This window comes from Microbacterium keratanolyticum (genome assembly GCF_016907255.1).
In the GTDB taxonomy this organism is placed as follows: domain Bacteria; phylum Actinomycetota; class Actinomycetes; order Actinomycetales; family Microbacteriaceae; genus Microbacterium; species Microbacterium keratanolyticum.
Genome location: NZ_JAFBBQ010000001.1, coordinates 2,900,761 through 2,912,225, shown reverse-complemented (window position 1 = coordinate 2,912,225; position 11,465 = coordinate 2,900,761). Strand labels below are relative to the sequence as shown.

Annotated in this window: 13 protein-coding genes; 4 read left to right on the top strand and 9 right to left on the bottom strand. The window is 65.9% G+C overall.

The genetic code is table 11. The features are described 5' to 3' along the window. Nucleotides 1–54: 54 nt before the first annotated feature. Nucleotides 55–549, top strand: coding sequence for a glutathione peroxidase (locus tag JOD62_RS14020; RefSeq protein ID WP_204939855.1), 495 nt, complete (start codon nucleotides 55–57; stop codon nucleotides 547–549). Between the two features lie 63 nt (nucleotides 550–612). Here JOD62_RS14020 and JOD62_RS14015 read toward each other — a convergent pair whose 3' ends face one another. Continuing rightward, nucleotides 613–1,296, bottom strand: coding sequence for a DsbA family oxidoreductase (locus tag JOD62_RS14015; RefSeq protein WP_204939854.1), 684 nt, complete (start codon nucleotides 1,294–1,296; stop codon nucleotides 613–615). 53 nt (nucleotides 1,297–1,349) lie between these two features. Between JOD62_RS14015 and JOD62_RS14010 the strand changes: the two genes are divergently transcribed. Then, nucleotides 1,350–1,964 (top strand): P-loop NTPase family protein, encoded by a 615-nt coding sequence (locus JOD62_RS14010; RefSeq protein WP_204939853.1) that lies wholly within the window; start codon nucleotides 1,350–1,352, stop codon nucleotides 1,962–1,964. Here JOD62_RS14010 and JOD62_RS14005 read toward each other — a convergent pair. Together JOD62_RS14005 and recO are read right to left on the bottom strand one after the other, a co-directional pair. Next, entirely contained in the window at nucleotides 1,904–2,713 is an 810-nt protein-coding gene (locus JOD62_RS14005) for an isoprenyl transferase (protein WP_204939852.1), read from the bottom strand. The genes JOD62_RS14010 and JOD62_RS14005 overlap by 61 nt on opposite strands. After that, the gene (gene recO / locus JOD62_RS14000) at nucleotides 2,710–3,438 is read right to left on the bottom strand and encodes a DNA repair protein RecO (RefSeq protein ID WP_204939851.1); all 729 of its coding nucleotides are present in this window, start codon (nucleotides 3,436–3,438) and stop codon (nucleotides 2,710–2,712) included. Before recO ends, JOD62_RS14005 begins: the two co-directional genes overlap by 4 nt. Nucleotides 3,439–3,474: 36 nt before the next feature. Here recO and JOD62_RS13995 point away from each other — a divergent pair, with 36 nt between their 5' ends. After that, nucleotides 3,475–4,161, top strand: a complete 687-nt coding sequence (locus JOD62_RS13995; protein WP_204939850.1) for a trimeric intracellular cation channel family protein — start codon at nucleotides 3,475–3,477, stop codon at nucleotides 4,159–4,161. A gap of 54 nt (nucleotides 4,162–4,215) precedes the next feature. On the opposite strand, the gene leuA is transcribed toward JOD62_RS13995, so the two are convergent. Next, nucleotides 4,216–5,970, bottom strand: a complete 1,755-nt coding sequence (leuA, locus tag JOD62_RS13990; protein ID WP_204939849.1) for a 2-isopropylmalate synthase — start codon at nucleotides 5,968–5,970, stop codon at nucleotides 4,216–4,218. Nucleotides 5,971–6,166: 196 nt separating this feature from the next. On the opposite strand from leuA, the gene JOD62_RS13985 reads away from it, so the two are divergent. Next, a complete protein-coding gene (locus tag JOD62_RS13985; RefSeq protein ID WP_204939848.1) occupies nucleotides 6,167–7,363 on the top strand; it encodes a hypothetical protein in 1,197 nt (398 codons plus the stop codon). A 27-nt stretch (nucleotides 7,364–7,390) separates the two neighbouring features. On the opposite strand, the gene era is transcribed toward JOD62_RS13985, so the two are convergent. From era to JOD62_RS13960, 5 genes are read right to left on the bottom strand one after another with little or no spacing between them, the layout of a single operon-like run. After that, on the bottom strand, nucleotides 7,391–8,296 hold the full coding sequence (gene era, locus JOD62_RS13980; protein WP_204939847.1) for a GTPase Era: 906 nt from the start codon (nucleotides 8,294–8,296) through the stop codon (nucleotides 7,391–7,393). Continuing rightward, a complete protein-coding gene (locus JOD62_RS13975) occupies nucleotides 8,289–9,569 on the bottom strand; it encodes a hemolysin family protein (protein ID WP_204940229.1) in 1,281 nt (426 codons plus the stop codon). The genes era and JOD62_RS13975 overlap by 8 nt, the downstream gene beginning before the upstream one ends. Nucleotides 9,570–9,571: 2 nt before the next feature. After that, on the bottom strand, nucleotides 9,572–10,036 hold the full coding sequence (gene ybeY, locus JOD62_RS13970) for an rRNA maturation RNase YbeY (RefSeq protein ID WP_204939846.1): 465 nt from the start codon (nucleotides 10,034–10,036) through the stop codon (nucleotides 9,572–9,574). Further along, nucleotides 10,033–11,058 carry a PhoH family protein gene (locus tag JOD62_RS13965; protein WP_204940228.1) on the bottom strand — a complete coding sequence of 342 codons (1,026 nt, stop codon included), beginning with the start codon at nucleotides 11,056–11,058 and terminating at the stop codon, nucleotides 10,033–10,035. The genes ybeY and JOD62_RS13965 overlap by 4 nt, the downstream gene beginning before the upstream one ends. A 49-nt stretch (nucleotides 11,059–11,107) precedes the next feature. Then, on the bottom strand, nucleotides 11,108–11,455 hold the full coding sequence (locus tag JOD62_RS13960; RefSeq protein ID WP_204939845.1) for an HIT domain-containing protein: 348 nt from the start codon (nucleotides 11,453–11,455) through the stop codon (nucleotides 11,108–11,110). Nucleotides 11,456–11,465: the final 10 nt, after the last annotated feature.

The following is an 11,465-nucleotide window of genomic DNA, read 5'->3' as shown; positions in this document are numbered from 1 at the left end:
CTATTCTCCCAGACGCTCGGCCCTCAGTGGGCGAAGCCGCTCTAGGCTGTCAGCATGAGCGAAACGGCACTGCGCAGCATCCCCTTCCGCGACGCCACGGGCGCGGAGAAGACCCTCGACGATCTCGGAGCGGACGTGGTCCTCGTCGTCAACGTCGCCTCCCGGTGCGGGCTCACGCCGCAGTACGAGCAGCTCGAACAGCTGCAGCGCGAGTTCGGAGACCGCGGATTCACGGTCGTCGGGTTCCCCTGCAACCAGTTCCTCGGTCAGGAGCCGGGGTCGGTCGAGCAAATCCTCGACTTCTGCTCCACGACCTACGGGGTGACTTTCCCGGTCGTCGACAAGATCAAGGTCAACGGCAAGAACGCCACCGAGCTCTACAAGACGCTCAAGCAGACTCCGGATGCCGCCGGCAAGACCGGTCGCGTGGAATGGAACTTCGAGAAGTTCCTAGTGTCGGCAGACGGCTCTGTGCAGCGTTTCCGCCCGAAGACCCGCCCCGACGATCCTGCGATCGTGACGGCGATCAACGCCGCTCTGACCCGCTGATTCCTGGCAGACGAGAGGGGGGCGGCTCCGAGAGGTCTCGGAGCCGCCCCCCTCTCGTCTGGTCTACTCGGCGGACGCCGCGACAGCGCCGCGGCGCTGCGCCCACAGGTCGCGAAGAACGTTCTCGAACGCTTCCGCGGGCTGCGCACCGCTGATGCCGTACTGGCCGTCGATCACGAAGAACGGCACCCCCTGGATGCCGTAGGCACGAGCCTGCGCCTGGTCCGCGCGGACATCGTCGAGGTGACGAGCAGACTCGAGGGCCTCGCGCGTCTCCGCGGCGTCGAGTCCAACCTCCGCGGCGAGCTCCACCAGGTCATCGACGCGACCGACGTGCTTGCCTTCTGTGAAGTACGCCGACATGAGGCGCTCCTCCATCTCGTGCTGCAGTCCCTTCGCCTTGGCGTGGTGCAGGAGCTCGTGCGCCTTCACGGTGTTCGTGTGCTGCAGGAGGTCGAAGCGGTACTCGAGCCCGGCCTTCGCCGCGACGCCGGTGACGTTGTCGAGCATCTGCTGCACCTGCTCACGAGGCATGCCCTTGTGCCCCGCGAGGAAGTCGATCTCGTCGCCGTCGAAGTCGACGGGGGTGTCGGGCGAGAGCTCGAAAGAATGGAAGGTGACGCTGACCTGCGGCGCGTCCTCGTCGGATGCCACGGCCGCGAGCCCGTTCTCAAGATTGCGCTTGCCGATGTAGCACCACGGGCAGGCGATGTCGGACCAGATGTCGATGGAGATGGGTTCAGTCACATTCATATCCAACCGCATGCAACGATGACGTATTCCCTTGCTAGCATCCTTCGGTGCTCTCCTGCGATGACCCTCTTCCTCTCACCCCGCGGCGCGTGCTCATCGCCGGGGTCACCGGATCAGGAAAGACGACGCTCGCGGGGCGGATCGCCGCTCTCTGGGGTCTGGAGCACCACGAGATCGACGCGCTCCACCACGGGGCCGACTGGACGCCCCGCCCGGAGTTCCTCGACGACGTGCGAACCTTCTCCGCGACGGACCGCTGGGTGACGGAGTGGCAGTACACGAGCAAGGGCACGGACGAGATCATGACACCGCGGGCGGAGCTTGCGCTGTGGCTTGACTATCCGTGGCATATCGTGCGCTGGCGCCTGCTGCGACGCACGTTCCTGCGCAGCGTGCTCCGCACGCGCATGTACAACGGCAACGTCGAGAAACCCCTCTGGCGCCTATTCGCGACACGTGACCCCGCAGAGAACATCCTCGCCTGGCAGACGAAGACGCGCAGGTTCTGGACAGAGCGGATGCCGGATCGCGAGGAGCAGTTCCCCACCCTCACGATCGTCCGCCTCCGGCATCCGCGCGAGACCGAGCGCTGGTTGCTCCGTCAGGCGGAGGCGTCAGGGGTGTTGATCGCCCCGCCGAAGCGCCGATCGCGCGACAGGTAGATGCCGATCGCCCGCCACAGCTCCGACCGGGAGAAGTCCGGCCACAGCGTGTCGAGGAAAACCATCTCGGCGTAGGCGGACTGCCACAGCAGGAAGTTGGAGGTGCGCTGCTCCCCCGAGCTCCGCAGGAACAGATCGACGTCCGGCATGTCCGGCACGTAGAGGTTCTTGCGGATCTGCTTCTCGGTGATCGCACTGGGCTTCAGCCGCCCGGCCTTGACGTCCTCGGCCATCGCACGCATCGCATCGACGAGTTCGACGCGCCCGCCGTAGTTGACGCACATCGTCAGTGTGAGGGTGTCGTTGCCCCGCGTGAGCTCTTCGGCGTACTGCAGCTCTTTGATGACCGATCCCCAGAGGCGCGGCTTGCGTCCGGCCCAGCGCACACGCACACCCCACTCGTTGAGCTGATCGCGTCGGCGGTGGAGCACGTCACGGTTGTAGCCCATGAGAAAGCGCACCTCCTCGGGGGAACGCGCCCAGTTCTCGGTCGAGAACGCATAGACGGAGAGATGCTTCACGCCCGCCTGGATGGCGCCAGCGACGACGTCCAGGAGCACCTCCTCGCCGGCCTTGTGTCCTTCGATCCGGTTGAGCCCGCGACGGTTCGCCCAGCGCCCGTTGCCATCCATGACGATCGCGATGTGTTCGGGGACCCCGGCGGTGGGGAACGCCGGTGGGTAGACGCCCGTCCAGTCAAGGGGGCGATAGGCCACAGCATCCTTGTGCGTGTAGGGCTTGGGGCTCACAGTGTTCCTTCCACGTGTGCGAGCGAGCGGATGCCGCGCTCCATGTGCCATTGCGCGTAGGCCGAGACGAGGCCGGAAGCCGCCGCGTGCTCCGTCGGCGACGCACCATCAACGCTCTGCCAGTCTCCCGCGACCAGTGCATGCAGGAGCGACAGGGTCGCAGGTTTGATCCGGGCGCTGCCCGCGGGCGCACAGTCCGTGCACACCGTTCCGCCCAGTTGGGCGACGAACATCGGATGCGGCCCGGTGCGCGCGCATCGAGCACAGTCACCGAGCGCGGGCGCCCAGCCGGACAGCGCCATGACACGCAGCAGATAGGAATCCAGGATGCTGCGCGCCGCATGCTCGCCGCGCGCAAGCGCTCGCAGACCACCCACGAGGAGCAGGTACTGCTCCGGCGTCGCCTCCGCGTCGCTCATGCGATCTGCCGTCTCGACCATCGCGTTCGCGGAGGTGAATCGGTCGTAGTGCACGACGATGTCGGCGCCGTAGGCGCCCAAGGACTCGGCCTGCTGCACGATGTCGAGCGAGCGCCCCTGGTAGAGCTGCACGTCGGCGACCATGAAGGGTTCCAGACGCGAGCCGAACTTCGATGATGTGCGGCGCACGCCCTTGGCGACCGCACGGATCTTGCCGTGCCGTCGCGAGAGCATGGTGACGATGCGATCGGCTTCACCCAGCTTGTGGGTGCGCAGGATCACTGCTTCGTCACGGTATGTGGGCATTACTCGATTATCCCTCGCACCCCGGACAATAGAGGGGTGACTGAACCGCTCTTCACGATTCCGCTCTGGGCAGACCTCCTGGGCGTCGGCCTCGGTGGCGTACAGGGTGCGATGTTCGCCTCCGGTTTCCAGGGGCAACGGCGACTCGACCTGTTGGGGGTCGCGATCATAGGCATCCTGATCGGCATGGGCGGTGGTCTCATCCGCGACCTCATGCTGGGGCTTCCCCCCGCGACGCTGCAGAGCAACTGGTACCTGCTCACGGCGACCGGCGCCGCCATCATCGGCATGCTCCTGGCAGGACTGCTCAACCGCGCCAACGGAGTGATCGTCGGTCTGGACGCCATCGTGATCGGCATGTTCGGCGCATTCGGCACCAGCAAGGCCATCGGGCTGGGTGTCCCTCCGGTGCCCGCCGTGTTCATCGGCGTCTGCGCTGCCGTCGGCGGCAGCATCCTGCGCGATGTGATCATGGGTCTTCCCGTGGCGATCATGCACGTCGGCTCGCTCTACGCCGTCGCGGCAGCCGCGGGAAGCATCGTGATCGTCAGCGCTTACGCGCTGGGCCTTGATCTCGTCATCGCCGGCATCGTCGGCATCGTCGTGACCGCCGTCATTCGCGTCCTGGCCGTGATCTTCGATCTCTCACTGCCGGAGCAGCGCCGTCTATACCGCCGCAAGGTCGCCGCGGAGACGGGGATGATACCGATCATCAAGCCGTGACGTCGACGCGAAAGAGGGCGGATGCTGCGCGGCATCCGCCCTCTTCTCGTTGTCTCAGACCGACGCCAACTCGCGGTCTCGGCTGCGGATCGAGCGGTTCACGCCCGAAACGATCGCCTTGAGCGAGGCCGTCGAGATGTCACTGTCGATGCCAACGCCCCAGAGACGCTGGTCACCGACCTGCAGCTCGACGTACGCGGCGGCCTGCGCGTCGCCACCCGAGCTGAGGGCGTGCTCCACATAGTCGTAGACGGTGATGTCGAAGCCCTGGCCGCGCAGGATCTCGACGAAAGCTGCCACCGGGCCGTTGCCCTGAGCCGAGGCCGTCTGCCGTTCGTCGTCGTCACGCAACACGACATCGAGCGACACCGCACCGGACATGTCGCTGCGCGTCTCTGTGCCCAACAGTTCGAAACGACCCCAGCGGGCGTCCGCGTCATCTGCCGGCAGGTACTCATCCGTGAAGATGTTCCAGATCTGCTCGCTCGTGACCTCGCCACCCTCGGCATCGGTCTTCGCCTGGACGACACCGGAGAACTCGATCTGCAGCTTGCGCGGAAGGTCGATCGCGTGGTCCGTCTTCAGCAGATAGGCCACCCCGCCCTTTCCGGACTGCGAGTTCACACGGATGACGGCCTCGTACGAGCGCCCCAGATCCTTCGGATCAACGGGCAGATACGGCACGGCCCACTCGATCTCGTCGACCGTGACGCCCTTCTCGGCCGCAGTCGCCGCCATGGCCTCGAAGCCCTTCTTGATCGCGTCCTGGTGCGACCCGCTGAACGCGGTGAAGACCAGGTCACCCGCCCAGGGGCTGCGCTCCGGCACCGGCAGCTGATTGCAGTACTCGACGGTGCGCTTGACCTGATCGATGTCGCTGAAGTCGATCTGGGGGTCGATGCCCTGCGTGAACATGTTGATTCCCAGCGCGACCAGGTCGACGTTGCCGGTGCGCTCGCCGTTGCCGAACAGGCATCCTTCAATGCGGTCCGCGCCTGCCATGTATCCGAGTTCGGCCGCAGCGATCGCCGTGCCCCGGTCGTTGTGCGGGTGCAGCGAGATGATGATGTTCTCGCGGTGGTTCAGGTGACGGCTCATCCACTCGATGGAGTCGGCGTAGACGTTCGGCGAGGACATCTCGACCGTGGAAGGCAGGTTGATGATGACCTTGCGGTCGGGGGTCGGCTCGAAGACCTCGATCACCTGGTTGCAGATGTCTGCCGCGAACTCGAGCTCTGTACCCGTGTAACTCTCGGGCGAGTACTCGTAGAAGACCTGCGTCTCGGGGATGCGCTTCTCGAACTCCCGACACAGGCGGGCACCTTCCAGCGCGATGTCGATGATGCCCTGCTTGTCGGTGCGGAAGACCACATCGCGCTGCAGCACGCTCGTCGAGTTGTACAGATGAACGATGGCCTGCTTCGCGCCGGCGATCGCCTCGTAGGTACGCGCGATCAGATGCTCGCGTGCCTGCGTCAGCACCTGGATCGTCACGTCGTCGGGGATGACGTTGTCGTCGATCAGGTGGCGGACGAAGTCGAAGTCCGTCTGGCTCGCCGAAGGGAAGCCGACCTCGATCTCCTTGTAGCCCATGCTCACCAGCAGGTCGAACATCACGCGCTTGCGCTCGGGCGACATCGGGTCGATCAGGGCCTGATTGCCGTCGCGCAGGTCAACCGCACACCAGCGGGGTGCCTCGGTGATTCGGGCATCGGGCCAGGTGCGATCCGGCAGGTCGACGCGAAGCTGCTCGTGATACGGACGGTACTTGTGGACCGGCATCGCGGAGGGGCGCTGAGTGTTCTTCATGATGGCTACTTCTCTTCGTCAAAAATGTGTGGGGCCAACACAAGCGCCGCGACGAGGAAGGCCCTGTATTAGGACTCGTCGCGGCAGCTAAGAAGAAGCAGACCGCCAAAGCGCATGCGACCATGATAACAGCCGGATTCCGCTTCGCTGTCACGCAGCGTCGGTAACGTTCCGCTCCAATCGGACACTCCCAGATATGGCTCCCTTCACCTGGCTTCCTCGACGTGCGCTCGCTGCGGCGGCGATCGCTGCTCTCGTCAGCACGGTGACGGCATGCCAGCCGGCACCGGCACTGTCCGCGGCCACCGGCGCCGACGCCCCGCTCGCCACGTGGGTGCCCGCGGCGCCTCCCTCGAATGAGGTGGTTGCACGCGGTCCGGTCATCGAACGAGACGACTCAACCGTGATCTGTCTGGATGCCGCGCCGGACACTGATCCCCTGAACGACTGTGCTGGGGCTCTCCCGCTGCGGGGATGGTCCTGGGAGGGACTCGAGGGAGTCGAGACGACGAACGAGGTGACGTGGGGTGGCCTGCAGGCTTCCGAAGGACGCTTCTGCGTGATCCGTGGCAGGTTCGATGGCACTGCCCTCACCGTGACGAGCGCGCCTCCCCCGTATGAGATGGATGCGGGACGCGACTTCCCCGTCCCGGTGGAGCCCGGACCTTTGGTCGCGGCATCCGCCGTGGAGGCCCACGCACACGAGCTCCTCGGCGACGGCTACGTCGCGACCACGCTGGAGAACGGCCGCGCACTGGTGCGCGTGATCTGGGATGACGGTGCGCTGCAGCGTGCCTTCGACGAGGAGCATGGCGCAGGGGCCGTGATCGTCCGTCCATTGCTGGAGGGCACGGGTGACGAGACTCCACCAGCTCCGACCTTGGCCTCGCTTCTCGGATCCCCGGAGCCGACACTGCCCTCAGGAGAGGTGCAGGGGTGGGGAACGGTGATCGAGCGCGACGGGGGCCCGCAACTCTGCCTCGCGGGTGAGCTGCAGTCCCTCCCTCCGCAGTGCGTCGGCGGACTCGTGCTCTCAGGGTGGGAGTGGGAAGCCGTGGATGGGTGGGAAGAGGTCCGCGGTGTCCGCTTCGGCGGTCCGTACGCCGTATCTGGCACGTTCGATGGTGCGCAGCTCGAGGTCTCCGACACTCCCTCGCCGCCGCCTCACCTCACTGAGACGGAGTTCGGCGGACACGGTGACGAAGCGACACTCCTCAGCATTCAGGAGCGGCTCCTGGGCGCGCAAGACATGCTGATTTCAGTGCCCGACCTGGGGTGGGGCTACCTGAGGATCAGTGTCATCTGGGACGACGGCACACTGCAACGGGCAGCCGACGCTGTGTTCGGTCCGGGGCTTGTGCGCATCACCAGCGCGCTCAGCCCGGTCGAGTGACGACCGTACGCCGGCGATCCGCCTCGCTCAGAATCCGAGACGCCCCAGCTGCTTGGGGTCGCGCTGCCATTCCTTGGCGACGCGCACGTGCAGCTTGAGGAACACACGGGTGTCCAGTAGGTCCTCGATCTGGGCCCGTGCTCGAGCGCCGACGTCGCGCAGACGCGAGCCCTTGTGGCCGATGATGATCGCCTTCTGGCTGTCGCGCTCGACGACGATCGAGGCGTGGATGTCGGTGAGATCCGAGTCTTCCCGCGGCTCGATGTCGTCGACGACCACGGCGATCGAGTGCGGCAGCTCATCACGTACGCCCTCGAGCGCCGCTTCGCGGATCATCTCGGCGATCCGGTCTTCCGTCGACTCGTCCGTGACGACATCGTCGTCATACAGCGCGGGTCCGGTCGGCATGAGCTGCAGGATCTCATCCGAAAGCACGTCGAGCTGCACTCGTGTCAGTGCCGAAAGCGGGATGACCGCGGCCCAGTCTTCGCGCAGCGCGTCGACCTCCATGAGGCGCTCGGTGATCTCATCGCGTCCGGCCACATCGACCTTCGTCACGATCGCGATCTTCTTCGCACGCGGGTAGCCGTCGAGGGACGCCGCGATCCGTCGGTCACCGGGACCGATCTTCTCGTTCGCAGGGACGCAGAAGCCGATCACATCGACATCGCCGAGCACCTGCTCGACCAGGTCGTTCAAGCGCTCACCGAGGAGCGTGCGGGGCTTGTGGATGCCGGGGGTGTCGACGATTACCAGCTGTCCGCCGGGGCGGTTGAGGATGCCTCGGATGGCACGCCTCGTCGTCTGAGGCTTGGCGCTCGTGATGGCGATCTTCTCGCCGACGAGCGCGTTCGTGAGCGTCGACTTTCCGACGTTCGGTCGACCCACGAAGGTCACGAAGCCGCTGCGGTTCTCCGAGTCGAGCTCAGTCATGGTCTGTGTCCTGTTCCTTCTCGTCTTCGGCGCGAGCGACGAAGACGGTCGCAAGGCCGCGTCCGCGTCCGCGGGAGGTGCCACCGGTGAGTTCCAGACCGCGGACGACCGCGGTGGAGCCGGGCAGCGGGATGCGCCCGATCGCCTTGCCGAGCAGACCGCCGATGGAGTCGACGTCATCGTCTTCGAGATCGATGCCGAAGAGGTCACCGACATCTTCCAGGCTCAGGCGAGCACTCACGCGGTAGCGTCCGTCGTCCAGCGCGACGACCTCTGACGACGGCAGGTCGTACTCGTCTGCGATCTCGCCGACGAGCTCCTCGATGAGGTCTTCGAGGGTGACGAGGCCGGAGATCCCGCCGTGCTCGTCGACGACCAGACACACGTGGACCGCTTCGCGCTTCATCTGCTGCAGCAGGGTCTCTGCGCGCATCGACTCGGGGACGAAGCTGGCCGGGCGTGCGATCGTGCGCACGGAGCCGGTCTTCCAGCCGACCTCGTCGCGGAACGCGAACTGGACGAGGTCTTTCAGGTAGAGCACGCCGACGACGTCATCCGCCTCATCGTCGACGACAGGCATGCGCGAGACTCCACGATCGAGGAACAGCCCCATCGCCTCGCTCGTCGTGGCGTCCGCGTCCACTGTCACCATGTCGGTGCGCGGCACCATGACAGCGCGCACGAACTGGTCGGTGAAGTCGAAGACGGAGTGGATCAGTTCGCGGTCGTCGTCCTCGATGAGATCATGCGAGGCGGCCTCATCGACCATGCTGAGGAGCTGCTCCTCCGAGGTGAAGGTGCTGCGACCCGCCCCCGGGGTGACACGGCGCCCGACGACGACGAGCCCCTGCGCGAGTGGCCCCAGGATCAGGCGCATCCCGCGCACCAGCGGCGCGCAGGCGCGCAGCATCGCATCGGCGTGCTGGCGACCGAATGAGCGCGGACTCGCTCCTACGAGGACGAAGGTGATGCCCGTCATGAGCACAGCGGCGGCGAGCATCGCCCACCAGATGTTCCCGAAGAACAGGGTGAACGCGACCGTGACGAGCACAGCTGCCGTCGTTTCCGCGAGCACCCGGATGAACGACACCGCGTTGGTGTGCACCTCCGGGTTCTCCGCGATCCGGGCGAGCGAGGGAGCGTTCCGCCCGTCCTCGCCCATGGCCTCCAGGTCGCTGCGCGATCGGACACCGAATGCGGCATCGATCGCGGCCATCAGCCCGGCGAATGCAACCAGAAGAACCGCTGCGACGAGCAGCAGGACGGCAGTGATGTTCATCGATCTCGCTCGCGCTCTGCGGCGGCGAAGCTCAGAATGAGCTCCCGCTGCAGACCGAACATCTCCCGCTCTTCGTCGGGCTCGGCGTGGTCGAAGCCGAGGAGGTGCAGCAGGCCGTGCGTGGTCAGCAGGATGAGCTCATCCATGAGCGTGTGGCCGGCGGTCGCTGCCTGCCCCTCCGCCACCTGCGGGCACAGCACGATGTCACCGAGCAGCCCAGGTGGCGTGGGGCGGTCGATCGTGCCGGGACGCAGCTCGTCCATGGGAAAGCTCAGAACGTCCGTGGGTCCGGGCTCGTCCATCCACTGCACGTGCAGCGCTTCCATCGCTCCCTCGTCGACGAGAACGATCGCCACATCGGCGTCGGGACTGACGTTGAGCTGGGCCAGGTTGTGATCGGTCAGGCGCAGCAGCACCGTCTCATCGATGGCGATGGCCGATTCGTTGTTGATCTCGATCATGAGCGTCCTCGTTTCGGCGCGCGGTCGTGTGTTCCAGGACGCATCCCTGCGCGTCGTTCTGCGCGGTTGGCGAACTCGGCCGCCTGCTCCCGCTCGTGACGCGCAGCCATGCGCTGTTCGTCGTACTCGCTGTAGGCGTCGACGATGCGTCCGACCAGGGAGTGGCGGACGACGTCGTCGCTCGTCAGGCGAGAGAAGTGGATGTCGTCGATGTCTTTGAGCACGCGTGTCACGAGACGCAGACCCGATGCGCCCTGCGGCAGGTCGATCTGCGTGATGTCGCCGGTCACGACCATCTTCGACCCGAAGCCGAGACGTGTGAGGAACATCTTCATCTGCTCGGGGGTGGTGTTCTGGGCTTCGTCGAGCACGACGAAGGAGTCGTTGAGCGTGCGGCCACGCATATACGCGAGCGGGGCGACCTCGATGGTTCCGGTGGCCATGAGCCGCGGCACGATCTCCGGGTCCATCATCTCGTTGAGCGCGTCGTAGAGCGGCCGGAGGTAGGGGTCGATCTTGTCGGTGAGAGAGCCGGGAAGGAATCCGAGCCGCTCCCCCGCCTCGACCGCCGGACGCGTCAGAATGATGCGCTCGACCTCTTTGCGCTGCAGCGCCTGCACGGCCTTCGCCATCGCGAGGTAGGTCTTGCCCGTACCGGCCGGACCGATGCCGAAGACGATCGTGTTCTCGTCGATGGCATCGACGTACTCTTTCTGGCCGAGTGTCTTCGCACGGATGACCTTGCCTCGCGAGGTCAGGATCGGCTCGCTCAGCACCTCGCTGGGCCGGGGCCCCGCGTCGCGCTGCAGGATGCGCGCTGAGTTCTCAACATCACCGGGCGCGAGGTCGTGTCCCGAGCGCGTCATCTCGATGAGCTCATCGAGCAGCGTGCGTGCGGCCGCGACATCCGCTGCCGGACCGCTGAGGGTCAACTCGTTTCCGCGCACCAGGACATCGACGGATGGATGCTGAGCCTCGAGCATCTTCAGCAGACGGTCTTGCGCCCCCAGGAGGCGCACCATCGCGATGCCGTCTGCGGAGAGCCGATCGACGACGTGGTCGTCTTTCGGGTCAGGCACCGACGCTCGCCTCACTCAGACCACCGGCAAGCACATGCGCGTGTACGTGGAACACCGTCTGCCCGGCATGGGCTCCGGTGTTGAAGACGAGCCGGAACTCACCGTCGGCATGCGTGGCCGCCAGATCGTTCGAGAGCGACACGATCTCACCGAGGAGCTCGGGGTCGCCCGCGGCAAGCTCGACCACATTGCGATACTGCTCGGTCTTGGGGATGACGAGCAGATGCACGGGAGCCTGCGGGTTGATGTCGCGAATCGCGAAGACGCGGTCGGTCTCCGCGAGGATCTCGCCGGGGATGTCCCCGTTCAGGATGCGCGTGAAGATCGAAGGTTCCGTCATAGCGCCCAGT